A 25565-nucleotide genomic window follows, 5' to 3' on the forward strand; every position below is an offset into this window, starting at 1 on the left:
TCTACCTCTTTGTCATAAGTTGTTTTATTCGTTGAATGAAAGAAGAAGGTACGTTTTTATTTGTAAAGTCAGAGTCAGAATGTACTAAATATTGATCCACTACTTTCCCTATTGCTTTTGATATTGGTGCTTTTTTATAGAGTAATATATAAGGGATTTGTTGGATCACTGCGCTTCCAACAGATTTGTCTTCAGGAAGCATGCCAAGCAACTGAACGTCAACTTCTAAAAACTTTTTAATTATATGTTTAAATTGGTTTATTTTGTTCGTACATTCTATAGGCTTATAGCAACGATTCATCAAAACACGTATTGGCATATTACGACGATTATTTATTACATGCTTTATCATCCCATACGCATCTGTTAGTGCAGTCGGCTCAGGGGTAGTAATTACAATACATTCATCCGATGCCAACGTAAAATATAAATTTTCTCTACTCGCACCAGCTCCTAAATCAAAAAAGATGAAATCGTACATTCGTACTAATTGTTCGTATTGATTATAAAACCAATTTGTTTTTTCATCATTTAACGAGAAAAATTGCGTAATACCAGAACCTCCGGCAATATAGGACAAGCCTTTTGGCCCTTTTTCTATAATATCATGTACAGGTAAAAAGTCGTTAAACATATCAACTATCGTATATTTCGAATAGATTCCGAGTAAAATATCGATATTCCCCATTCCGATATCCATGTCGATTACTAATACTTTTTTTCCTCTTTCTTGTATTTCAATTGCCATATTTAATGCTGTATTTGATTTCCCTACACCGCCTTTGCCGCTCACAATTGCAATTGTTTTGGCTTTCTTATCTTTGGCGTGCTGCAGCTTGCGACGTAAACTTGCAGCTTGATCATTCATTTGTATACCTGCCTACAATTAAGTCGCTTATCATTTTAGCTGAAGGCTCTATTAAATCATCTGGCACGTCTTGACCATCTGTTAAATAAGCGATGTCAGCATTCCCTTGTAAAGCTGTATTTAAAATACTTCCATATTGATTTGTTTCGTCTATTTTTGTAAAAATTACCTTTTTAATAGACAGTGGCGTAAATTGATCATAAATCTGTTTTATATCATTTGCTTTTGCAGTTAATGAGAGAACAAGGTACGTTTCTAAATCATCCGTAAAATCAATTGTTTTCTTTAATTCATCCAAATATTTTTCGTTTCGATAGTTTCGTCCGGCTGTATCGACTAATATTAAATCGAACGCTTCGAATGTACGTACAGCTTTTTTATAGTCATCAATAGAATACGCTACTTCTAGTGGTACATTTAAAATCCGCGCATATGTTTTCAGCTGCTCTATTGCTGCAATGCGGTACGTATCCGCAGTAATAAAAGCTACTTTTTTTCCATCCTTTAACATACTATGTGCTGCAATTTTTGCTAATGTAGTTGTTTTACCGACACCGGTCGGGCCTACAAACTGTACAATTCTTTTATCGTACGTAATCCCATTAAACGATGAATTACTTAACATTTTTTTCATTTCAGCTTGGACACTGTATAAAATGCTTTGTTCATCGGGTATTTCGGACATATTTTTATGTGATTCAACGACACTGTTTAATATTTGCTTTGCATACGCCTCATCTACCTCTTGGTCTATTAAAAATTGAAAAACGAGTTCGTATTCTGGTTCAAACTTATGATTGGATTGAAACGCTTGCTGCTGAAGCATTTTTTTTAATTGCTTAATTTCTTTCATAACAGTTAAGTCCGGACGAGTTGATGTATTTCCTTCGGGCAAAGGCTGTACCATTTCTTGCTTAAATTGCTGCGTATTTTTCTCATTTTCTATTGGGTTTGGATCTAGAGCTGCAACTACTTCAATGCGTTTCTTTTTGTGCAATCCTAAAAGTCTCTTTTCGGTCCATTCTCTAGAGTTTAAAATAACAGCGTCCGGACCAAGTTCTTTACGAATTTGATTCATTGCTTCTGGCATTGTATTTGCGATATATTTTTTAACTTTCATGACCATTTACCACCCCAACACTTTGAACTTGAACATTTGATTCCAATTCATTATAAGAAAGTACTACAACTTGTGGCAACGAACGATCAAGCAATTGTTTTACATACATTCGAATCGTCGGTGAACAGAGAACAATTGGCTGGTCATCATACAATGCATTCTTTTCTGCTTGTTCATGAACCGTATTAATAATTGACTGCTGTGTTTCAGGATCTATCGTTAAATAATTTCCATGCTCTGTTTGTTGCACGCCTTCTAATATAAGCTGTTCAACTTGATTTGCTATGGTTATTACTTTTAATGGTTGATCATTCGATGTATATTGCTTCGTTATTTGAGCTGAAAGTGCTTGACGTACATACTCTGTCAGTAGTTCCGTATCATTCGTTAGCTTACCGAAGTCTGCCAATGTTTCAAAGATAATTGGCAAATTCCGAATGGAAACTTTTTCTTTTAGCAGCTTTGCTAATACTTTTTGAATGTCTCCAATCCCTAATGGTTCAGGGGTAACTTCTTCTACTACTATTGGATAGCTTTCTTTTAGATGGTCGATGAGCTGCTTTGTTTCTTGTCTACCTAGTAACGTATGCGCATGTGCTTTTATGACCTCTGTTAAATGAGTAGATACTACAGAAGGTGGGTCAACAACGGTATAACCAGCTAATTCAGCATCATCTTTTTTATCTTCATTAATCCATTTTGCCGGTAATCCAAAGGCTGGTTCCTTTGTTTCAATACCTTCCATATCATCATTTTCAATGTCGGGAGTCATTGCCAAATAATGGTCAAGCAACAATTCTCCAAAAGCAACTTCATTACCTTTTATTTTTAGCCGGTATTCATTCGAATTTAATTGTATATTATCTCTTATACGTACTACGGGAATAACAATACCTAATTCAATCGCCAATTGTCTTCGTATCATAATAACTCGATCGAGAAGGTCTCCGCCTTGTTTGGAATCTACTAGAGGAATAAGTGCATAGCCAAATTCAAATTCAATTGGATCCATATTTAGTAGCTCGACAACATTCTCAGTCGATTTCATAGCAGAGGACTCCGCTTCCTCTTGTTCGTCTGCTTGTATTTCCTCATCTTCTACATTTTGTCTTAGTAGTAAGTAGCCACTTAGTGCGAGCAGAAATGCAATGGTCGTTGTTAATAAAAAGTTTATTGGCGTTAGTCCAAGTAAAAATATTGTCCCAGCTGCAATAAATAATAGTTTTGGATATTGGAGTAATTGCCCTGTCACATCGCTCCCAAGATTTCCTGTAGTTGTAACACGAGTAACAACAATTCCTGTAGCTGTTGCAATTAACAGAGCTGGGATTTGACTAACTAAGCCATCTCCAACTGTTAATCTCATAAACGTATTGATTGACTCCTGAAAAGTTAAATCTAATTGAACCATACCAATAATTAAGCCGAAAATAATATTAATTAAAACAATTATAATTCCTGCAATTGCATCGCCCTTTACAAATTTACTCGCTCCATCCATCGCTCCATGAAAGTCCGCTTCATCTTCTACTTTTTCACGTCGTTCTTTCGCTTGCTGTTCCGATATGAGTCCTGCGTTTAAGTCAGCATCTATACTCATCTGTTTTCCAGGCATCGCGTCAAGTGTGAAACGTGCTGCTACTTCAGACACACGTTCCGCACCTTTAGTGATAACGATATATTGAATAATTACAAGAATCACAAAAACAACAAAACCAACTAAGGGATTATTTCCTATAACAAATGAACCAAACGTGTCGACTACTCCGCCAGCTTCTGCTTTCGATAAAATCGACCGTGTAGTCGATACATTTAAACCTAGCCGAAATAAAGTTAATAATAATAGCAGGGAGGGAAATATAGAGAATTGCAATGCTTCTTGTGTATTCATGGATACTAAAATAACGATAAGTGCCAGCGTAATATTGCATAAAATTAAAACACTTAATAACCATCCCGGCAGAGGGATAACGAGCATAATAATTATTAAAATAACGCCTAAAAGGACGGATAAATCTCGAGCTTTCATACTTAAATCCCCTTATTATACAACTTTTTTTCTAACTGATAGACGTAGGCTAAAACTTCAGCAACTGCTTGATAAAAATCTTCAGGAATGGCCTCGTTAATTTCAACAGTTTGGTATAGAGCACGAGCGAGTGGCTTATTTTCTACCGTAACAACGTCGTTTTTTTTCGCTATTTCCTTAATTTTTAAAGCGAGATGCCCCATACCTTTCGCTACAACGACTGGGGCGGCTGCTTTTGCTTCATCATACTTTATTGCAATCGCGTAATGGGTTGGGTTTGTTATTACAACATCTGCAGATGGTACTTCATTCATCATTCGTCGCATTGCGATTTGTCTTTGTTTTTCTTTTATTTTAGCTTTAATTAATGGATCGCCTTCCACATTTTTATGTTCATCTTTAATATCTTGCTTTGACATTCGGATGTTCTTTTCAAAATCATACCGCTGATACATATAATCGAGTACAGATAAAAATAGTAAAGCAATTGTTGCAGCAATACCCATCATAATCGTAACTCTACCGAAAAAAGAAATAGCGCTTTCCGCATTTTTTAACGACTGCATCATCATTTCATCTTTATAGAACCAAATAATCGTAAACGTTATAAGACCGATAAAAACAATTTTAAATAACGATTTTAACAATTCCACGATCGCGCGAATCGAAAAAATTCTTTGTGCGCCTTTAACTGGATCGATTTTTTTCAAATCAAACTTTAACGGTTCAGTTGTAAACAATATGCCAACTTGCATAATATTTGCCGTGAGTCCTGCAATAAGCGCAGCGATCATGATCGGTGCTACTATTATAGTTAGCTGAATCATAACTTCTTTAAAGACCTGCATAACTGTATTCGTTGTAATCTCCCAGTGAATATACTCTGTAAATGTATATTCATATAAAGAGAGCATGCTGGCTTTCATAAATGAACCTAAAATAGCAAGTACGATGAATGAAAACAAAAGAAGAATAGACGTATTCACATCCTGGCTTTTAGCTACCTTCCCCTTCTTTCGCTCATCTTGTCTTTTTTTCGGAGTTGCCTTTTCTGTTTTTTCTCCCGCAAAAAACTGCAGATTCAGCTTTAATGGCAAATCAAGCACCTCCGAATAATTGCATTAACCTTCTCATTGTCTCAAACAATAGTTCAAATAGACTTTTTGCTAGTACCATATACAAGCTTAAAAAAAACAACAGCACAACAAAACTGACAAAAATTTTGATTGGAAGACCAACGACAAAAACATTTAATTGTGGCACGGTTCTTGCGATAATTCCTAAAGCTACGTCAACAAGAAACAAACAACCGACGATCGGGATTGCCATCTGAAAGGCGATTACAAACATTCGATTGAATATTGTAATAACATACTCTGCTATTGATCCGTCAGCAAATGGAACAAATGCATCGATTGGAATAAATTGATAGCTATAAAAAATTCCATCAATTAACAAGTAGTGACCATTGACAGATAACAAAAATAATAAAGCTATAATATAAAAATATTGCCCAATTAATGGACTTTGCGCTCCTGTTTGTGGATCGATTACATTTGCAATTGCAAAACCCATTTGGAAGTCGATAAAACCACCAGCGATTTGAACTGCCGATAAAATAATATAAGCCATCAACCCAATAAGGAGGCCAATTACAATTTCTTTAAGCAATAAAAACAAAAAAGTTTCATCGATTGAAATTGCTGATAGATCAAATGTATACAACATAATAAAAGATAGAAACAAACTTAAACCAATCTTAAATGTCATTGGAATTGTTCGGTATGAAAATAAAGGTAGTGCAACGAAAAAAGAAATAACTCTAGCAAAAATTAACAAAAAGATCGGAAGGCTTGATAGATTTATTATTTCCAGCATCTTTTACCCTACAAACTGATTTAAATTTTGATATACTTCTACCGTGAATTCAATCATCTTACTGAGCATCCATGGACCGAAAAACACGATACCAATTAGTACTGCAACTATTTTTGGAATAAAGGCCAAGGTTTGCTCTTGAATTTGCGTTGTAGCTTGGAAAATACTTACTATGAGTCCTACAGCTAATGCTAAGATGAGTAATGGGCCAGCAACTAACAAAATCGTATAAATTCCTTTTTCAGCCAAGGACATTACAAATTCACTCGACAAGCAAACCACCACCTTTTACTTTAATCTAAGATGAATACATTAATTCTTTGCTAAAAGCCTTGAAGTAAGGAATGGGTAATTAAATACCAACCATCGACAAGTACGAATAACAATATTTTAAATGGCAATGAAATCATGACCGGTGGAAGCATCATCATCCCCATGGACATTAAAACACTAGCAACAGCCATATCAATAATCAAAAAGGGAACGAAAATCATAAAGCCCATTTGAAAAGCTGTTTTTAGCTCACTTATTGCAAAGGCTGGAACAAGTGTAGTTAAAGGTATATCTTGTACCGTTTCTGGTTTTTCCATTTCTGTATAGTTCATAAATAATGCGAGATCCTTTTGGCGTGTATGCTTTGCCATGAATTCCTTTATTGGGACACTCGCACGCTCATACGCCTCATCTAGCGTCACTTCTTCGTTAAATAAAGGTTCTAGCGCTTCATCATATATTTCACTAAACGTCGGCGCCATTATAAAAAAGGTTAAAAATAACGCAAGTCCAATTAACACTTGATTTGGCGGCATTTGTTGTGTTGCAAGAGATGTCCGGACAAACGATAATACGATAATAATCCGCGTAAAGCTAGTCATTAAAATTAATATACCTGGTGCAAGGGATAAAACAGTTAACAATAAGAGTAATTTTACAGAAGTAGCAACGGATGAAGGATCCGAACTGGAAAACATATCAATAAATTCCGTCATGTTCATCATCCTTCTTTTGTTGATTCACTATTTCTTTTCTGTTCTTTTTTAGTTTGTCAAGCTCTGTCGTAAATAAGTGCTTGAACTTCTCCGTTTGCGACGGTTGCTCCTTGTGAAATAATTGACTTATGAACGCAGTAGGATTTGATTGCCGATCATCCGTGTTGGATACGAATTCTTTTTTTGTCGCTTCATCTGTAATTTCCTTTAAAAGCTCTACGTTATCTCCTACACCTACTACATATAATGCTGAACCGATGCGTACGATTTGAATTGACTTATTTTGTCCTACTGATATGCCACCTAGATTTTCCATAGCCTTTACATGCTCATATAATTTATTTCGTTTATTTAAAAGTTTAAGTAACGCATAAATTAGACCAAGGACGATAAGTAGTGCAACACCCATTTTAATAATGTCAAAAACGAGGGAGCCTTTTCCATCTGTCTTTGGCTGCCCTTCAATCGTTTCCGTTTCTATTTCGTTATTAGCAGGACTGTTCATTTCTTTACAATCTGCCGTTCCATCCAAACAATCTTTAACATTGGATGCATCGGATGGAACAGTCCAAAACAATCCAATTATCGTAAAGCAAAATAAACTTAGTGCGATTAAGCATGTTTTTTTTCTCATATTTTCACTCGTTTCCTAACCAAGTGCTTTTTGAATCGCTTCCAGCACTCGATCAGCCTGAAACGGTTTAACGATAAAATCCTTCGCGCCCGCCTGAATTGCATCAATGACCATCGCCTGCTGTCCCATAGCTGAGCACATAATAATAGTTGCATCCGAATCAATTGCTTTAATTTCCTTTAATGCTGTAATGCCATCTTTTTCGGGCATTGTTATATCCATCGTTATAAGATCTGGTTGAAGCTCTTTATATTTTTCAACTGCTTGAACTCCATTTTCCGCTTCTCCAGCAATTTCAAAACCATTTTTAGTTAAAATATCTTTAATCATCATCCGCATAAATGCTGCATCATCTACAATTAAAATGCTATGTGCCATTTTGTAATCACCTCATACAAAAATTATTTTAGTTTTAATAACCGATCGGTTTGACTTACAATATCTGTTACTCGAACGCCAAAGTTTTCGTCAATGACGACTACTTCCCCTTTGGCTATTAATTTCTCATTTACTAAGACGTCAACAGGTTCACCAGCAAGTTTATCCAATTCAACGATAGACCCTGAAGATAAATCAAGAATGTCTTTTACCGTTCGTTTCGTTCTACCTAATTCTACTGTAACCTTTAACGGTATATCGAGAAGCATGTCCAAATTTCTCTGTTCGCTTTGGTTCAGCTCTACTTGATTAAAAGTAGAAAATGACGCTTGTTGAATGGTTGCGTCTTCCTGAATAGAATCGCCAATATATTGAGGTGAGGAATGAGTATGTACTTCCTTTCGTTCCATTGTAGCTTGCATTGGTTCTCCTTCTCGTTCAGGAGCAGACTGCTGCTCGCTATACGTTGCACTAGGAGAAGCGTGATCTATTTCCTTTTCTTCAGGTTCACTGTTAAGCAATTGATTTACCATTTCTTTTGCAAATGACAAAGGAATGAGTTGCATTATATTTGAATCGATTAAGTCACCTACAATCAATTGAAAAGAAACTTTAACAAAAATTTCCTTCTCGGGTGCACCGTCCAATTCGGTTGCTTGTTCAATATTTTCATATTTAACAGAAGGAGGAGAAATATCGATTCTTTTATCAAAAACAGTGCTCATACTCGTAGCCGATGCCCCCATCATTTGGTTCATCGCCTCTTGCACTGCACTTAAATGAATCTCATTCAAGTTTTTATCTGGATTTGTACCATCGCCACCAAGCATAATATCTGAAATAATTGCTGCATCTTCCGTCTTGACCACAAATAAGTTAGCACCTGTAAAACCTTCTACGTAGTTAACTTGTAAGCTGACATGATCAAATGGAAATTCCTCATCCAAACCCGGTTTTTTAGCAACAGAGACTTGAGGGGTCGTAATTTCAACCTTATGATTTAACAAAGTAGACAATGTCGTTGCTGAACTACCAAATGAAATATTACCTATTTCACCTAATGCATCTTTTTCCAACGTAGTAAGGTACTTTTCTAGCGTTTCATCATCGACGCTCGATTCGGATTCTTCGTCGTTACCAATATTTAATAGAGCATCTATTTCATCTTGGGAAAGCATGCCATCATTCATTTTATTCCTCCCCCTTTATTTCTTCCAAAATTTGCACAGATAGTTTATTTTTATGTTTGCCAGGTTGGACATACATTTTTGGTTCATCATTTATTACTAATTTTAAAGGCTCGTCAATTGCTTGATTAAGCGCGACGACATCCCCTGCTTTCAAATTCATTAGCTGTTTCATACGTATACTCGCTTCCCCTAGTATTGCTTTTGCTTCAACATGTACTTTTTGAATGTTTTTTTGAAGCTTTTCATACGCTTCAGGATCTCGTTTATCTGTTGTTGTTTGCATCCAGTAATGAACAGATAGTTTAGGTATAATTGGCTCCAAAACAATATGAGGAATACAAATATTAATCATTCCACTCGTATCACCAATGGCTGTATTTAATGAAACGACGACTACCGTTTCATTCGGTGAAACCATTTGCAAAAACTGTGGATTTATTTCAAATTCTTCTAGCTCTGGTTCAATATCAATCAGTGTACTCCAAGCTTCTTTTAAATTTGCAACAGACTTTTCAAAAAGCTGTGACATTAAAATCGTTTCAATCTCTGTCAAATTATCCGCCTTTTTCGCACTGCTGCCTCTCCCACCTAAAACACGATCAAGCATGCTATAGGCTATATTCGGATTAACCTCCATTAATATTCTTCCTTCTAATGGAGCAACGCTGTATATATTAAGGATCGTCATTTTAGGTACAGAGCGAATGAACTCTTCATACGGAATTTGATCAACAGAAGCGACAGAAATATTTACATATGTTCGTAATTGAGCAGAAAAAAAGGTTGTTAGTAACCGTGCATAATTTTCATGAATTCTAGATATGCTCCGAATTTGATCTTTCGAAAAACGTAATGCTCTTTTGAAATCATATACTCGTATTTTTTGTTCTTTTTCTTCTTGTTTTAATTGCTCTGCATCCATTTCCCCTGAAGTAATCGCAGATAATAGAGCATCTATTTCATTTTGAGATAGTACTTCTTCTATCAAAAACTTCCACCTCCGTATTGGAGCAATACGTCATTACTGTAATATTTTGCTAGTCGTATAAACTTCCGTAATATTGCCTTCTGTCATAACTTCATTCAATTTGACCTGTAGCGTATCCTCCAACGCACTAAGTCCTGACTTAAAGTCTTCTTCATTCATTTCTGCGAGCTCTTTTATTAAGATATTTTTAATTTGAAACTCTCTTTTTGCTACTTCTTTTCGCGCCTTTTTTCCATCTGTTAGTATTTGGAATTGAATACGAACGAAGCTACCATCATTTAAATCAGTTGTTACTTCGGGCGTTTCATAAGAATATTCGGCAATTTCGTCAATGGATTGTGCGCCACCTTCGTTTTTATTGCTTGTAACATTTAAAACAATAACAAGTGCAATTGCCCCGGCAAGTAATAATACAATTAGAGAGGTAACCATCATTTTCGTTAATCTATTCATCGCTATCACCCGCCTCTTTCAACGTTCCGTATAGTCCTATTGATTGAAAAAAGTTCGTCGTCCTTGTAATTACTTCTTCTTCGGATGTTAATACAACTATTTTTTTGCCATTTGTTAATGTAATCGTCGTATCCGGATGGGACTGGATTTGTTCAATCATTAAAGCGTTTAGCGTAAAGTTCTCACCATTTAATCGTTTTAATTGAACCATAGTATACGGCGGGGTATTCAGCACTTTATCGCACCATTACACCCCTACCTCCTAATTATCGTTTTAGATTGACAAGTTCCTGTAATATTTCATCCGAAGTTGTAATTATACGCGTGTTTGCTTGAAACCCCCGCTGTGCAGTAATCATCTCCGTAAATTCTTCAGCTAAATCTACATTCGACATTTCTAGCGAGTTGCTAATGATAGACGATGCCAAGTCCTCTGATTCTGGAGATAGTAACTCAATATCATTATTAGCATCTCGTCTTAATCCAGCGTTCGGTGAATCTAAATAAAGGTTGCTGCCCGCCTTTTGTAAGCCTGCTTGATTAGAAAAGCTCGCTAATGCAACTTGACCAGCAACTTTTGGCTCTCCTTGTGCATCAATATAATTAACTAAACCATTCGACGTAACACTAAAGCTCTGCGCATCCTTAGGTATGATAATCGTAGACAGGTTTGTAGTATCAATTTCCTCATTGTTATTTTGCGTTGCAAACCCAACTAAATAAAGCCCTTGAGCGGTTACAACTGCTCCATCCTCATCTAAGCCAAAGTTCCCTGCTCGAGTATACGCAATGTTTGCTGTCCCAAGATCAATTGCAGATGCACCAGCTGCAGCTTTTTGAAAATTACTTGCGACAACAAACATGCCGTCCCCTTCAATTGAAAAATCAAGCGGGCTGTCTGTAGGCTGACGAAATCCTTGCGTGTGAATATTATCAATTGTACCAAGTTGTGATCCGAGTCCGACTTGAGCCGGGTTCGTTCCTCCACGATTAGCAGTAGGGGCTTGAGCACCTTTAGTCGTCTGACTCATCATGTCTTGAAACGTTACCCGTCCTTTTTTAAAGCCTGAGGTATTCACATTGGCAATATTGTTTCCGATAACATCCAGTTTTGTTTGAAATCCTCGCATTCCTGAAATACCTGCATACATTGAACGTAACATATTTTTTCTCCTCTTCTTTGGATAATTTAAGCTATATCAATCCTTCAACAGCTTAGTTGGCTTCCCTTAGAGGGTCCAGCCTACATATTAATTACAATTGTTCCATTAATATTTGTATAAATCTTGGAAGCTGATTCTTGATTATCCATTGCGGTTACTACTGTGTTATTTTTCGTACTTACTAGCAAAGCAGCATTTTTCATCACAACTAAGGCATCGGTAACTCCTTTATGCTTTGCTTCTTGCATTTTTTTTGCAATCAGTGTCCATTGTTGTTCGTTGATTGTTATATCGCGATCGACAATTCGTTGCTGTGCATGTTTACTAACTTTTACTCGTTCAGCAGCATGCAACACTTGCTTAAAATTTGTATCACCTTGCTTTGTCTTCCTTTTTTGAATAGGGACTGAATAATAATGTTGCAATTCGTGTATACGTTGCGGCATTTTTATCCACTTCCTTTAGATTCAGAACTTGACGATTCGCCTTCCGTTTGCTTGTCGCGTACTTGTAAAACAGAATCGGCATAAATTTTTTCTCCATTTTCCAATTCAAATATTGCCCAACCATCTTTCTGACTAACGGCAATTACATTACTCGTAACAATTTCCTTTTTTTGTCCAGTATCCTCATCAAATGTTTGGTAGGATACTTCTTTTCCTATCATATGGCTGTATTGAATTACAGGAGAAATGAGTTGGCTTTGTACAAGTGTATCAATCGATTTTGACATATTCATCATTTGCTCCAACGAAGAAAAGTTGGCCATTTGTGCAACGAAATCCCGATCCTCCATTGGATTTAACGGATCTTGATTTTGCAGCTGTGTCATTAATATTTTCATAAACTCATCTTTTCCCAAGTTGGGACTAGGTGTACGCTTCGGTTGATTGTGAATATATAATGATGGATCTATTTTATTCATTTCACTGCACCTACACTTTCTCATTTAACATCTGTTCAAATAATTCTGTTTTAAAATCATTATTCGTTTGACCGTCACGTTCTTTTTCATCCTTTGAATCAGAATCACTCGGTTTTTCATCTTTCGACTGTTCTTCATTTGGTTCTTTTAAAACAGCCTGCTTGCTATCAATGATTAGTTCATCTTTTTCTACAACAACTTGGTGAGGTGCAAACATATTTTTTAATTGATGAACATTTGACTCAAGCATATCTTTAGCTACTTGAGATGAAACTAAGATTCGCACTGTCATTTCACCATTTATTTGTGTCAAACGTACTACCATATCTCCTAAATGGTCTGGTCGCAAAGAAAAGGACAGTTGATTTGTTCCGTTGTTTCCCGATAAAAAGCGACTCGATTGAACCGACTGTTGAAACTGCTTTATCAATTGCTGTTCAACGCTTCCGCTTCCTTCCGTTTTATTAAGATAAATAATGTATTGTTCCGTATTCGACATTGGTATTCCAACGTGATTAATAGTTGATTGATGGAGTCCTAATTGGTTTGTTGTAATCGACTGCATCCATTTTGCTATGTCATTACTCGTAACTTGTGCGTTTATGCGATATTGCTGTTTCGTTACGAGTTCATTTCGTTTTTTATACGCTTGGATTAACTCTTGGACGATACGCTGCTCGTTTGATTGGTTATCTATTACTGATTGAAGCTGATGTCTTTGTTCGGTTGTTACCTTTTGTTCGAGTGTCGACCACTCTTTTAGTATTTGTAAAACTTCTGTAGAAAGTTTCGCCATTGAACCATTATTACGATTCATTTGGGCAACAAGCTGCTCAAGCTTACTAAATAATCGTTGAAGCTGTTCTGTTATAGCTAGTGTTTCCTGAACCGGTGTTGTGAGATCGGTTTGCAATTTGACGACTTGATCGATCAATTCGATAGGACGGTTACCTTTTTCGAAGTGCTGACTAGTAGCCATTTGCTGGAGGTAAGCTATTAGCTCACCGTCCGTTAAATCCGTACTTTGAATTAATTTATTCAATTCTCGGAGTAGATCGTCTGAAAGGCCGCTTTCATCAGTTACAAAAAACGGATTAGCATTAGATAAATCTCCGCTTCCCATTTGCTGCAAGGAAGGGGGAAGACCTCCGTTGTGTTCATCAATACTAGACTGCTTTTTCTGTTGCAAAAGCCTCTCAAAGAAATCACCATTATGTTGTTTTGGTTTATTTTGTAATAAGTTACCTGTATTACTTTTCGCAGGTTCAGCTTGTACTGTAAACATGAGCCGATTCACTTTATCACCTCCTTTACAAAAGCTACTGTAAAACATTTTTCTATATAAACGAATTTAGCAACGCTTTACCATTTTTGTACGACATTATAAATAGAGCAGAACAGCTAAGGAGTATATCTAACTCATTTCCAGTTACAATTCGCTATTCAAATCAATAAGCGATTAAACAAAATCAAGTCTATTCGTATTTATTTTAAACTTTTTAAATGTGTTGATGGTGTTGATTATTCGGTTAGTAATCGTTCAGTTAGCTCAGCTGCAAGTGTTGGCTCCATTTCCCCTAATATTTCTCCTCGCACGTCATTCGGTAATTCTATTAAAATAGAAACCGCCGATGACTTATCGAGATTTTGAAATATTCGTGCTGCTTTTTCTTTGTCCATTTTTCGAAATGAGGTGGATGCTTTCTTAACTGTATTTGACTGTTCTGCTTCAGTCTGATTATTACGTTCTTCTTCATTTGCCTTTTCAAGCTTTACTATTTTTTGCTTCAATTCATCGTTGGTCGCTTGCAGTGAACTTATTTCTGCTGTTAGTTGCTTAATGTCACTTTTTTGTTTTTCAATTATATCTTTTGCTTTTATTTGTTGCTGCTCGTGCTCCTTTTCTTCATCCGTTTTTACAACCGATGATACGACGGGAATTTGGCTGCCTGTTTTCTTTATCCAACGTTCAACATCTACACCGGCAACGACCATTATAATTATAGTTAACACGATTGCTACTATGAGTGGGATTACAACAACAAACAAAAATCCGATAAATGGATTTGTTTTTTTACTTTTTTTCTCAGTTAATTTCGCCATACTTCTCACCTATTTTGGCCTAAATATTGCTGAATGGATAATTCGTCCATCATAGCTTGCTCATTTTTTAACAACAATTTCTTTTCTTCAGCAACTCTGTTTTCAATTACTTTTTCATATTTTTTTACTTCTATATAAGCTTCGGTTAGTAATATCTGCTTCTCTTCCATATCTGCCCGAGCCTTTTGAACACTTTTTTGCAATTCAACAATTTTTGCGTTTAATGTATTAATGTAAGCTAGCTGTTCTTTAATTTGATCAATGGGCATTGGGGTGTTTAACTGCGATTCATGTGAATGTTCAGCCATTTCTTTTTCTTTCAATAGTGTGTATAGCTTTGTAGCGACTTCTTCAAATGCTTGTTGAGAGTGATGATGCGCAATTTGTGCATTTTCTTTTTCTTTTTCACGTACGTTTAGAACAGTATTTAGATTCAATGAACTCGCACCTCCGCTACCAATTCTTGCATTTGTATGATCGATCGCTCAAATGGTTCAAAGTCTAGCATGTCTTGCTTTAGAAATGCTTGAACCTTTGGATAAAATGCGATTGCTTTGTCGATCTCCGTATCAGTTCCTCGTTTATATGCTCCTATTTTAATGAGCTCATTGTTTTCTTCATATGTAGCTAGAAGGGCTCGCATTTCTTGAGCGGCTTCTCTATGTTTAGCATCGACAACTTGATTCATTACTCTACTAATAGACTTTAGTATATTAATAGCTGGAAATTGACCTTGCTCAGCAAGCTTACGATCAAGTACAAAATGGCCATCTAAAATTCCTCTAACCGTATCGGCAATTGGTTCATTCATATCATCGCCATCGACTAATACTGTATAGAAAGCTGTTATAGATCCTGTATCACTCGTTCCAGTTCGCTCAAGTAGCTTTGGCAGGACAGCAAAAACAGAAGGTGTATATCCTTTAGTCGTTGGCGGTTCACCAACAGCTAAACCTACCTCTCGTTGTGCCATCGCAACTCGTGTAACTGAATCCATCATCAAATTAACCTTAAACCCTAAATCACGAAAATACTCACTAATCGCTGTTGCGGTATATGCACCTTTAATGCGCATTAATGCAGGTTGATCGGATGTGACAGCTACAACAATTGTTCGTTCCAAGCCGTCCTTACCTAGTTCATTTTCTACAAATTCCCTTACTTCGCGTCCGCGCTCTCCGATTAAGGCAATTACGTTAATATGAGCATTGCTATTTCGAGCGATCATTCCGAGTAATGTACTTTTACCGACACCACTTCCGGCAAAAATACCAACTCGTTGCCCCTCTCCAACGGTAAGCATAGTATCAATTGCTTTAATACCAATATGTACAGGTGTAGTAATAGGAGCCCGGTTCATTGGATTTGGAGCCTGTTGTTCAGTCACAAATGGTACGAGTCTTTTTGGTAAATTCCCATTATCCAAGCAATTCCCCAAAGGATCGATTACTTTACCAATTAGCCCTCTACCCATTTTGATCATTAGTGGCTTTCCAGTAGCCTCAACAAGACACCCTGATCCAATTTCAGTAACCTCTGAATAAGGCATGAGTATTATCTTTTCATTATTAAACCCTACTACCTCAGCTCGTATTGGTTGCTTATCCTTATTTGCAGCATGTATGAGGCATACTTCGCCAACTTTAGCAGCAGGTCCTTGCGATTCTATCATTAAGCCAACGACCTGTAACACTTTTCCGAATCGTTTATAAGTATCAACAGTATCAATCGCACGTAATAAAACGCTCTTATTCATGCTCTGACTCCGTAGATACTTCCTGCAAAGCACGGGCGATTTGTTGTAATTGCGTGTCCACTCCGGCATCAATTTGTCCATTAGGATGAACTATTAAGCAGTCATTTTTGGCTAGTTTTTGATCCATGTAAATAGATAGCTTTGTATCTCCATCTAAGGATTTTATTAAGTCATCTTTTTGCTTTAGTACAAATTCATAGTCATCCGGATGCAGGTAGATGGATATTTTTGACAATTCCTTCATTTCTGTAATAGCTGTCTTCACTATTGGTAAAAACAACGCAGGATCGTCGGTAAGTTTTCCTTTTAAAATCTTTTCAGCAGTATGTATTGCTAGTTGTATAATTGTGTCTCTGCTTTCCTCTACCGTTGTGTAATAATCTTTAGTAGCAGCACGTGTAAGTGCATTGGCTTTCTCGATCTGCTCTTCATATTTTGAAATACATTCTAACTTCCCTTGTTCAAAGCCAGCTTGGAACCCTTCTTTTTGAGCCTGTTTAACCAATTCCGCCTTTTCTGTAGACCACTTTTGCTTTTCCAGCTCAATTTCAGTCGTTATTTCTTGTACCATTATTTCTTTTTTCTCTTGTACGTGTCTTAATTCTTCTTTCATTTTTTTTAGCTGATGTTCGACTGTGCGACGCTCTTGATCATCATCCATCACTTGTGTTTCTTCTTGTTGGATAATGGCTTGTATTGGTTTGATTTTAATTACTTTCTTATTTTCTGTTTGCGAAACAGATGCTGAATTAGACAATTATATCGTCACCTCCACCGCGTGCAATTACAATTTCACCAACCTCTTCTAATCTCCGTATGACCCCAACAATTCTCGTTTGTGCTTCTTCAACATCACGGAGACGAACAGGCCCCATATATTCCATCTCTTCTTTAAATGTTTCTGCCATCCGTTGCGACATATTTTTAAAGACAACGTCCTTTACTTCGTCGCTAGCGACACGTAATGACAAGCGTAAGTCTTCATTATCAACTTCTCTTATTACGCGCTGAATTGCTCGATTGTCTAAAATGACAATATCCTCGAAAACAAACATCCGTTTTTTAATCTCATCCGCAAGCTCAGGATCTTGAATTTCTAGCGCATCTAAAATGGTCCGTTCTGTGCTTCTATCTACTTCATTCAGTACATCTACTACTGCAGGAATTCCGCCAGTTTGTGTATAGTCCTCTGTTAAGGAAGAGGAGATATTACGTTCCAATACTTGTTCAACTTGGCTAATAATCTCTGGTGAAGTGGAGTCCATCATCGCTATTCGTTTTGCCACATCAGCTTGCACATCCTGCTGTAGTTCCGATAAAATCTGTCCGGCTTGCTCTGGATCTAAATACGATAAAACAAGTGCAATTGTTTGCGGATGTTCACTTTGTATAAAGTTTAATACTTGCTGCGGGTCTGCCTTTCGCGCAAAGTCAAATGGCCTCACTTGCAATGAAGATGTTAGACGATTTATAATGTTGCTCGCTTCTTGCTTTCCAAACGCCTTTTCTAAAACTGTTTTTGCATAGCCTACTCCACCCTGTGAAATATAGTCCTGAGCTACCGCAATTTGATGGAACTGTTCGAGCACATCGTCTTTTAAATCCGCATCTACTTTTTTAACTGAAGATATTTCTAGACTAAGCTTTTCTATTTCCTCGTCTGTCAAATGTTTATATACTTGAGCAGAAACATCAGGCCCTAAAGAGATTAATAGAATAGCAGCCTTTTGTCTTCCTGTAATCCCTCTTTTTTGTCTTGCCATCTATAGAGCCCCCTAATCGTCTGTAATCCAGCTTCGTAACAATTTCGCAAATTCTTCAGGCTTATCTTTAGCCATTTTCTCCAGTTGTTTCCTCTGAATATCAGATTGGGAATCAAGTTTTTCACTAATCTCTGGAACTTCTTCTGTCGTTTGTAGACGAGGTGATTCTTCCTCTAAACCCATCTCCTGCTTCCGATTTCGCAATAACAAGAAAATTAACAAAATAATTATAAGCAGTAAAAAACCGCCAACAATATACATCCATAGTGGAATAATAGGCGTTGGACTAGCAGGAGTTGTTTGTCTGCCTGTAAATTCCTGAAATACGATAGAAATTTTTTCGTCCGGATTGACTTCCCCGTATGCTTTGTCGATTGATGTAATAATCATGGAATTTAATATTGATGTTATCCCTTGTTCAACGGTACTTTCTTCTTGGGCGGATAAGTATTGAACTTCTTCATTGCCACTTTCCTCTTTCAAATTATCAACGGCTACTTGAATTCCAATATCTCTAATTTTATATGGGCTTTCTACGATATCTTTACGAATACGATTAAATTCATTATTAATCGTCTCTTTCACAAGTTCATAATCGCCACCTTTACCAGTTTCTGCACCTGGATAATTGGCAATATCTTCCTCACCCGTGCCGGCAACGCCCCCAATTGGTTGATCGCCTGAATATGTTTCGTGAATGCTTTCGATACTAATTGGCAAACCTTCCATGCTCTCTAAATCAACCGGATCGACAAGCTCCTCTGTTCGATTTTCGGCTGTAAAGTCAATATCGGTCGTGACAGATACGATAACTTTCTCCATACCAACCATCGCACCGAGCATTTGCTGTAGCCTTTTTTGGATATCACGTTCAATGTCCTTTTTTACTGTTTGCTGATATGTAAATTCATCTTGCGCAGTATATACTGGATTGCGATCAAAGTATTCGAAATATTGGTTCATAATTACTATATTATCTGGGGGCAAATTAGGGACAGCTTTGGAAACTAGATGGTATAACGTTTCTACTTGATTTCCTTCAAACTTGTAGCCTAGTTTTGTGTTTAGCACGATAGAAGCACTGGCCTCTTCTGTTGCCTGGCTAACAAAGACGGTTTCCTCAGGAATGTTAATCATCACTTGGGCATCATTAATACCTTCGATTCCTTTAATTAAATTTGCTAACTCTGTTTGCATTGCATCAAGTTTTATTAAGTTAAATTCATTATCTGTAATTCCCCATGACGTGTTATTACTGAAAAAAGAATAATCAATGCTTCCGCTATTCGGTATACCTTGGCCAGCTAATTCAACGATAAGGGAATCGACTTGACTTTCTGGAACCTTAATTGTTGTTCCACCTGCAGTTAATTCATATGGAACACCTTTTGTTTCCAGTTCTGTTTTAATTTGATCAACTTCCTGCAAGGATAAGTTGTTATATAACGGGACGTATTTAGTATTTGTTGTAAACAGAACAATTGAGCCAATTAAAATGAATAAAACTGCAACTGTTCCAATAAAAGCTATCTTTTGGCTCCTTGTTCGCATCTTCCAAAAATTAATAAGCCTTTCATTTACATGCATTAGTTTCTCTTTCATATATTCCCCACCAGATTTTCTATAATTAAAATTGCTATATTTAAACTATATGTTAGTACGTTTTAAGACCTGGGTACAATTAACGTGTGACGTTATTATACTTGCATTCGCATAATCTCATTATAGGCATCCAATACTTTTTGCTGGACTTGCACAGTAGTTTCTAATGTTATACTTGCCTTTTGTGCTGTAATCATTACGTCGTGGAGATCATTAATTTGTCCATTCGCCAACAGCTTTGTTTTATGATCGGATGCTTGCTGCATATTATTTGTATGTTGTATTGCTGACTTGAGCATCGTTGCAAACTTCGCTTGTGACTCAGCAGGCGTCGACTGTTTATGTGCTTGTATCGTATTTAACATGTTCTGTGATACGTTATAAATGGATGAATTCATTTCCATCACTCCTTATTTACTTACCAATTTCCAAAGCTTTTAAAAGCATATTTTTTGTTGCGTTTAATGCTGTTATGTTGGCCTCGTAAGATCTTGTTGCACTCATTAGATCAACCATTTCTTTTAATGGATCAACATTTGGTAGTTGTACGTAACCAGCCGCATTTGCGTCCGGGTGTGCCGGGTTATAAACAACTTTAAACGGTTCTTCATCCTCAATAATGCGCGACGCTTTCACGCCTGTAGCTTGCGGGCTTTGGTTAGATGTTGCTTTTTGTAAAAAAGTTCGGAAAGAAGCTCCGTTTGGTTCAAGTACAATCATTTTCCGTCGGTATGGCTCATATTCGCCTGCCTCATTTACAGTTGCTCGAGTAGTTTGCGCATTCGCAATATTAGAGGAAATGAGGTCCATGCGTAAACGTTGTGCAGTCAATGCACTTGCACTTGAATTAAGCGCGTTAAATACAGACATTTATCTTCCTCCTCGTATTACAGTTTGTAAGCTGCCAAACTTACCATTTAATCGATCGATTAAGCTTTGATAATAAATTTGGTTTTTTGCTAAATCAGACATTTCTTTATCGATATCTACATTATTTCCATTGTGGTTAAAGCTCGTAGTTCGATTGGAAACGATCCGAAAAGGGGAATAATCTGTCTTTGAATTGAATGGGATATGTTTAGAATGGGATTGCTTTGCTGACAATGCGCTAATGGAGTCATCCAGCATTGATTTAAATAGGATATTTTTTGCTTTATAATTTGGAGTATCAATATTCGCAATATTATTGGAGATCACTTCATTTTTTGTTGCTGAATATTGTAATGAATGTTCTAGTGTTCGAAAAGTTTCATTAAATAGTTTCAAAAAAATCTCCCCCACCACTTAACTTGGACGTTTTAACCATCCAATTGATGACCATTGATATCGATATTGTAATTTATATTAGTTAGAAAGTCTACCGTATTTCGACATTATTCTCGACATTGTCGTGAAATGGTACTATTGCCCTAGTACTAACAAATTACATATTGTACTATTTTGAATTATATAACATTTCCTTTTTCCTTCCCTTGTGAAAGCCGCAAATTCGAATTTCTTACGATCATAATCAACTAATAACCCGAGGCTACAATTGTAAAGTAAAAATTCGCAAAAAGGAAAAGAAGCTAAGTAACTCCAATTCGAACTGGACTACTTAACTTCTTAATTAAATTATAGAAGTGTTTTCAACTTTTAAAGGTCTGTATGAATTTTTTCTTCAACTTATCTAGAACGTAATTTATCTAGTTCAACCAAAAATTTGTCATTAAGAACTTTTATATATGTTCCTTTCATACCTAAGGAGCGTGATTCAATTACACCAGCACTTTCTAATTTTCTTAGTGCGTTTACAATAACGGAACGGGTGATTCCTACGCGATCTGCAATTTTACTAGCTACAAGCAATCCTTCTTTACCATTTAATTCTTCAAATATATGGTCGATTGCTTCTAACTCACTGTATGATAACGAGCTAATGGCCATTTGGACAACAGCTTTACTACGTGCCTCTAACTCAATTTCTTCTGCTTTCCCTTGCAATATTTCCATACCAACTACAGTTGCACCATACTCTGCAAGAATAAGGTCATCATCGCTAAATTCCTCTGACAATCTACTTAAGATTAGTGTTCCAAGACGCTCACCGCCCCCAATAATCGGTACGATCGTCGTCAAACCACTTTGGAACAACTCTCTATTTTCATAAGGAAAAACCGTATATACACTGCTAATATCAATGTTTGCAGTTGTTTCGTGAATGTTAAACAACCCTTGCGTATACTCCTCAGGGAATTGTCGTTTTTCTAACATCTCTTTCATGCGTTCATTTTCAATTTCTTGATTAATTGCAACACCTAAAAGCTTTCCGCGTCTGCTTAAAATAAATACATTCCCATTTATTACTTCTGTCAACGTTTTAGACATATCATTGAAGTTCACCGGTTTGCCTGCTGTTTTTTGTAGCATTGCATTTATTTTTCTAGTTCGATCTAATAATTTCATTTCTAAATCCTCCATTTAGTTAGATAGTTTTACTTATATTTTAAATTAACGAATAAAAAATATTTTATCATTAATTACAACCAATTGATTCGTCTAAATTCGACAATTTATTGCCAATTATAAAATAAATTGACTTAAATCTTTATCGCCTACTATTTTGTTTAACTTCTCATTGACATATCCGGTAGTAATTTCAATTGTACCCATTCCAATTTCAGGTGCTTCAAAGGATAAATCTTCTAAAAGTTTTTCTAAAATCGTATGAAGTCTCCGTGCGCCAATGTTATCTGACTGCTGGTTAACTTGAAAAGCTATTTCGGCTAATCTATTTACAGCTTCGTCTGTAAAATCAACTTTTATACCTTCTGTTTGCATTAATGCTTCATATTGTTTCAGCAACGCATTAGACGGCTCTTTCAAAATCCGTTTAAAATCATCAACGTTCAGTTTTTCAAATTCTACGCGTACTGGGAATCTACCTTGTAATTCTGGTATTAAATCAGAAGGCTTCGACATATGAAAGGCTCCAGCTGCTATAAATAACATATGATCTGTTTTTACCGGACCGTGCTTTGTAACAACAGTTGATCCTTCTACAATAGGAAGGATATCACGCTGAACACCCTCACGAGAGACATTTGCTGAATGCTCCTGCTTTCCAGCTACTTTATCAATTTCATCAATAAATACAATTCCAGCTTGCTCGGCACGATGGACTGCTTCCTGTGCTACTTCTTCCATATCAATTAGCTTCTGCGCTTCTAGTTGTGTTAATAACTTTCTTGCTTCACGTACCGGAAGTTTGCGCTTCTTTTTTTTCTTTGGCATAAATTGACTAAAAGCATCTTGCATATTCATACCCATTTGTTCCATGCCCGAGCCCTGCAACATATCAAACATAGATGGCGGAAGCTCTTCAATCTCGACCGTAACAATACGGTTCTCTAATTCACCCAGTTCTAATTGGTGCTTTATGCGGGACCGTTTATTTTTAATTTCTTCGTTTTCTTTGTTTTCTTGTTTATCGTCATTTTCACTTTGATCTTGGTTAGGGAACAGCATTTCAAATGGATTCTTCATCGTCGCTGACTGCTTTTTGGCTTGAGGTACGAGTAGCGTTACAATCCTTTTATTCGCTTCTTCTTCCGCCTTTTCTTTCACTTCGTTCATTTTCTCTTCCTTTACCATCCGTACAGCCATTTCAACCAAGTCTCGTATCATTGATTCAACATCTCGCCCAACGTATCCGACCTCTGTAAATTTAGTCGCTTCGACTTTTATAAAAGGAGCTTGAACCAATTTCGCAAGCCGTCTTGCAACCTCTGTTTTTCCCACACCAGTTGGACCAATCATTAAAATATTTTTCGGAACAATTTCATCTTTTAGCGAATCTTCTAATTGCATTCTGCGATAGCGATTTCTTAAGGCAACAGCTACCGATCTTTTAGCAGCATCTTGCCCGATAATAAATCGATTCAGTTGCTCAACAATTTGCTTTGGAGTTACGTTTTTTTCCATTAAGATAAGCCCTCCTAAAGTAAGCTTTAATCAAGCACTTTTAAAGTGATTTGATCATTCGTATAAACGCAGATTTCCCCGGCAATTTCTAACGCAGCCTTTGCAATTTCTTGAGCCGATAACTCGCTTGAATATTTAACCAATGCCCTGCCTGCACTAAGCGCATAATTGCCACCAGATCCAATTGCTAAAATTCCATCATCAGGCTCAATTACTTCACCTGTACCTGAAACTAAAAACATATGGGTCTTGTTCATAACGATAAGCATTGCCTCTAATTTACGAAGCACTTTGTCGCTACGCCACTCTTTAGCAAGTTCTACTGATGCACGCATTAAATTCCCGTCATATGCTTCTAGTTTCCCTTCAAATTTCTCAAATAATGTAAATGCGTCTGCAACTGAGCCAGCAAAGCCTGCCAATACTTGCCCATTAAATAAGCTTCGCACTTTTTTAGCTTTATGCTTCATTACAACAGCATTTCCTAATGTTACTTGGCCATCGCCACTCATTGCACACTGTCCGTTATGCTGTACAGCAAAAATAGTTGTTGCATGTATTTCCGTCGACACATAATCACCTCTCCTCTAAAAATACTTATTCTCTTTTTGCCCGTGGATGGCTTTTCATATACACATTTCGTAAACGATCCTTCGTAACATGTGTATATATTTGGGTTGATGACAAATTTTCATGGCCAAGCAGTTCTTGCACTGACCGAAGATCAGCACCTTCATTTAACATATGTGTTGCAAAGGAATGGCGTAACTTATGTGGGTGAATATGTACGGTAGCAGCCGTATTTTCAACCATTTTATTCAAGACTAATCGAATACCTCGCGCTGTTAATGGCTTGCCACGTGCATTTAAAAAGACACTTTTTGTATTTTCATTGCCTTTATTTAAAAGCTCTCTTCTACCATTATCTATATACATTTTTAGAGCGTCTGCTGCATATTGGCCGAATGGTACGTAACGTTCTTTTCTGCCTTTCCCAGTTACAAGTACCGTGCCGATAGAAAAATCAATCTGATCCAATTCTAATTGCTGACATTCGCTAACTCGAATTCCTGTCGCATATAACGTTTCTAATATAGCTTGATTTCTTTGCCCTAAAGGAGTAGTGACGTCATTCATTTTAAATAAGGCTTCCATCTCTTCCAAGTAAAAAAAACCAGGTATTGGCTTTGTTGGTTTAGGTAAGGTTACTTGTTGAAATGGGTTGGTTGCCACAATATTCTCTCTTGTAAGAAATTTATAAAAGCTTCTAAGACTAGATACTTTTCTAGACACAGACTTTCGGCTTAATTGCTCGTGATATAGGTCTGTTAAAAATAAACGAACCGTATGGTAGTCAACTGCATTTAAATGATCAATACCTTCTTTTTTCAGAAAGTTAAAAAAAGTTTCTATATCGTCTGTGTAATACTTTATTGTATAAGGAGAAGAGTTCTTTTCAATTTGTAAATAGGCTTTAAATAATTTACAGCATTGACTAAACATTCACTCACCCCTACCCCTATAAACAGCGATTAAAGCATATCATATTGAAATTCAGATCGCAATTAATTTAACTAAATTGTACCAAAATTCAGAATTAGGATATAAATTCCTATTTATAATTTGTTACTTATTGAGCATATTCTGGATTAATGACCTATAAACGTATTGCAAGCTGGATACCTCGCTTACCAAGGAACAATTATAGCCATTTCATAATAAATAGTCAACAAACAAGATTCAATTATTTCACTAAATGAAAA

At 36.5% G+C, this 25565-nt stretch carries 30 protein-coding genes; all 30 read right to left on the minus strand.

Going from position 1 to position 25565, the window contains the following annotated elements; all coding sequences use genetic code 11:
• Position 1: 1 nt before the first annotated feature.
• Positions 2-868 (minus strand): MinD/ParA family protein, encoded by an 867-nt coding sequence (locus tag ACLIBH_RS02965; protein ID WP_439315195.1) that lies wholly within the window; start codon positions 866-868, stop codon positions 2-4.
• Complete coding sequence (gene flhF, locus ACLIBH_RS02970) at positions 861-1988, minus strand: flagellar biosynthesis protein FlhF (RefSeq protein ID WP_439315196.1); 1128 nt, start codon at positions 1986-1988, stop codon at positions 861-863. The genes ACLIBH_RS02965 and flhF overlap by 8 nt, the downstream gene beginning before the upstream one ends.
• A complete protein-coding gene (gene flhA / locus ACLIBH_RS02975) occupies positions 1978-4017 on the minus strand; it encodes a flagellar biosynthesis protein FlhA (RefSeq protein ID WP_439315197.1) in 2040 nt (679 codons plus the stop codon). Before flhA ends, flhF begins: the two co-directional genes overlap by 11 nt.
• A 2-nt stretch (positions 4018-4019) precedes the next feature.
• Complete coding sequence (flhB, locus tag ACLIBH_RS02980) at positions 4020-5114, minus strand: flagellar biosynthesis protein FlhB (RefSeq protein ID WP_439315198.1); 1095 nt, start codon at positions 5112-5114, stop codon at positions 4020-4022.
• A gap of 1 nt (position 5115) precedes the next feature.
• On the minus strand, positions 5116-5895 hold the full coding sequence (gene fliR, locus ACLIBH_RS02985; protein ID WP_439315199.1) for a flagellar biosynthetic protein FliR: 780 nt from the start codon (positions 5893-5895) through the stop codon (positions 5116-5118).
• Between the two features lie 3 nt (positions 5896-5898).
• Entirely contained in the window at positions 5899-6168 is a 270-nt protein-coding gene (gene fliQ / locus ACLIBH_RS02990; protein ID WP_439315200.1) for a flagellar biosynthesis protein FliQ, read from the minus strand.
• A 50-nt stretch (positions 6169-6218) separates the two neighbouring features.
• Positions 6219-6884 (minus strand): flagellar type III secretion system pore protein FliP, encoded by a 666-nt coding sequence (fliP, locus tag ACLIBH_RS02995; protein WP_439315201.1) that lies wholly within the window; start codon positions 6882-6884, stop codon positions 6219-6221.
• Positions 6868-7518 (minus strand): flagellar biosynthetic protein FliO, encoded by a 651-nt coding sequence (locus ACLIBH_RS03000; RefSeq protein WP_439315202.1) that lies wholly within the window; start codon positions 7516-7518, stop codon positions 6868-6870. The genes fliP and ACLIBH_RS03000 overlap by 17 nt, the downstream gene beginning before the upstream one ends.
• 15 nt (positions 7519-7533) lie before the next feature.
• Positions 7534-7896: a response regulator gene (locus ACLIBH_RS03005; protein ID WP_439315203.1), complete on the minus strand. Its 363-nt coding sequence runs from the start codon at positions 7894-7896 to the stop codon at positions 7534-7536.
• A gap of 23 nt (positions 7897-7919) precedes the next feature.
• Positions 7920-9086: a flagellar motor switch phosphatase FliY gene (gene fliY / locus ACLIBH_RS03010; RefSeq protein WP_439315204.1), complete on the minus strand. Its 1167-nt coding sequence runs from the start codon at positions 9084-9086 to the stop codon at positions 7920-7922.
• A gap of 1 nt (position 9087) precedes the next feature.
• Complete coding sequence (gene fliM, locus ACLIBH_RS03015) at positions 9088-10074, minus strand: flagellar motor switch protein FliM (RefSeq protein WP_439315205.1); 987 nt, start codon at positions 10072-10074, stop codon at positions 9088-9090.
• Positions 10075-10107: 33 nt separating this feature from the next.
• Complete coding sequence (fliL, locus tag ACLIBH_RS03020; RefSeq protein ID WP_439315206.1) at positions 10108-10527, minus strand: flagellar basal body-associated protein FliL; 420 nt, start codon at positions 10525-10527, stop codon at positions 10108-10110.
• The gene (locus tag ACLIBH_RS03025) at positions 10520-10762 is read right to left on the minus strand and encodes a flagellar FlbD family protein (RefSeq protein ID WP_439315207.1); all 243 of its coding nucleotides are present in this window, start codon (positions 10760-10762) and stop codon (positions 10520-10522) included. The genes fliL and ACLIBH_RS03025 overlap by 8 nt, the downstream gene beginning before the upstream one ends.
• Positions 10763-10793: 31 nt before the next feature.
• Entirely contained in the window at positions 10794-11690 is an 897-nt protein-coding gene (flgG, locus tag ACLIBH_RS03030; protein WP_439315208.1) for a flagellar basal body rod protein FlgG, read from the minus strand.
• 80 nt (positions 11691-11770) lie between these two features.
• Positions 11771-12136: a TIGR02530 family flagellar biosynthesis protein gene (locus tag ACLIBH_RS03035; protein ID WP_439315209.1), complete on the minus strand. Its 366-nt coding sequence runs from the start codon at positions 12134-12136 to the stop codon at positions 11771-11773.
• A gap of 2 nt (positions 12137-12138) precedes the next feature.
• Positions 12139-12615: a flagellar hook assembly protein FlgD gene (gene flgD / locus ACLIBH_RS03040; RefSeq protein WP_439315210.1), complete on the minus strand. Its 477-nt coding sequence runs from the start codon at positions 12613-12615 to the stop codon at positions 12139-12141.
• A gap of 10 nt (positions 12616-12625) precedes the next feature.
• Positions 12626-13912, minus strand: a complete 1287-nt coding sequence (locus ACLIBH_RS03045; RefSeq protein ID WP_439315211.1) for a flagellar hook-length control protein FliK — start codon at positions 13910-13912, stop codon at positions 12626-12628.
• A gap of 224 nt (positions 13913-14136) precedes the next feature.
• Positions 14137-14718, minus strand: a complete 582-nt coding sequence (locus tag ACLIBH_RS03050; protein ID WP_439315212.1) for a MotE family protein — start codon at positions 14716-14718, stop codon at positions 14137-14139.
• A gap of 5 nt (positions 14719-14723) precedes the next feature.
• Complete coding sequence (fliJ, locus tag ACLIBH_RS03055; protein WP_439315213.1) at positions 14724-15155, minus strand: flagellar export protein FliJ; 432 nt, start codon at positions 15153-15155, stop codon at positions 14724-14726.
• Complete coding sequence (gene fliI, locus ACLIBH_RS03060; RefSeq protein WP_439315214.1) at positions 15152-16474, minus strand: flagellar protein export ATPase FliI; 1323 nt, start codon at positions 16472-16474, stop codon at positions 15152-15154. Before fliI ends, fliJ begins: the two co-directional genes overlap by 4 nt.
• Positions 16467-17231, minus strand: a complete 765-nt coding sequence (gene fliH / locus ACLIBH_RS03065; RefSeq protein ID WP_439315215.1) for a flagellar assembly protein FliH — start codon at positions 17229-17231, stop codon at positions 16467-16469. Before fliH ends, fliI begins: the two co-directional genes overlap by 8 nt.
• Entirely contained in the window at positions 17224-18237 is a 1014-nt protein-coding gene (gene fliG, locus ACLIBH_RS03070; protein WP_439315216.1) for a flagellar motor switch protein FliG, read from the minus strand. The genes fliH and fliG overlap by 8 nt, the downstream gene beginning before the upstream one ends.
• Positions 18238-18249: 12 nt before the next feature.
• Positions 18250-19839, minus strand: a complete 1590-nt coding sequence (fliF, locus tag ACLIBH_RS03075; protein WP_439315217.1) for a flagellar basal-body MS-ring/collar protein FliF — start codon at positions 19837-19839, stop codon at positions 18250-18252.
• A gap of 95 nt (positions 19840-19934) precedes the next feature.
• Positions 19935-20237, minus strand: a complete 303-nt coding sequence (gene fliE / locus ACLIBH_RS03080; RefSeq protein ID WP_439315218.1) for a flagellar hook-basal body complex protein FliE — start codon at positions 20235-20237, stop codon at positions 19935-19937.
• Positions 20238-20253: 16 nt separating this feature from the next.
• Complete coding sequence (gene flgC / locus ACLIBH_RS03085; RefSeq protein WP_439315219.1) at positions 20254-20709, minus strand: flagellar basal body rod protein FlgC; 456 nt, start codon at positions 20707-20709, stop codon at positions 20254-20256.
• Entirely contained in the window at positions 20710-21105 is a 396-nt protein-coding gene (gene flgB, locus ACLIBH_RS03090) for a flagellar basal body rod protein FlgB (protein ID WP_439315220.1), read from the minus strand.
• A 399-nt stretch (positions 21106-21504) separates the two neighbouring features.
• Positions 21505-22284: a GTP-sensing pleiotropic transcriptional regulator CodY gene (gene codY / locus ACLIBH_RS03095; protein WP_439315221.1), complete on the minus strand. Its 780-nt coding sequence runs from the start codon at positions 22282-22284 to the stop codon at positions 21505-21507.
• Positions 22285-22401: 117 nt separating this feature from the next.
• Complete coding sequence (hslU, locus tag ACLIBH_RS03100) at positions 22402-23802, minus strand: ATP-dependent protease ATPase subunit HslU (protein ID WP_439315222.1); 1401 nt, start codon at positions 23800-23802, stop codon at positions 22402-22404.
• Between the two features lie 26 nt (positions 23803-23828).
• Positions 23829-24374 (minus strand): ATP-dependent protease subunit HslV, encoded by a 546-nt coding sequence (gene hslV, locus ACLIBH_RS03105; protein WP_439315223.1) that lies wholly within the window; start codon positions 24372-24374, stop codon positions 23829-23831.
• Positions 24375-24399: 25 nt separating this feature from the next.
• On the minus strand, positions 24400-25305 hold the full coding sequence (xerC, locus tag ACLIBH_RS03110; protein WP_439315224.1) for a tyrosine recombinase XerC: 906 nt from the start codon (positions 25303-25305) through the stop codon (positions 24400-24402).
• Positions 25306-25565 lie beyond the last annotated feature (260 nt).

Source organism: Virgibacillus sp. W0430, from assembly GCF_051846935.1.
GTDB lineage: Bacteria > Bacillota > Bacilli > Bacillales > Amphibacillaceae > JBPYCR01.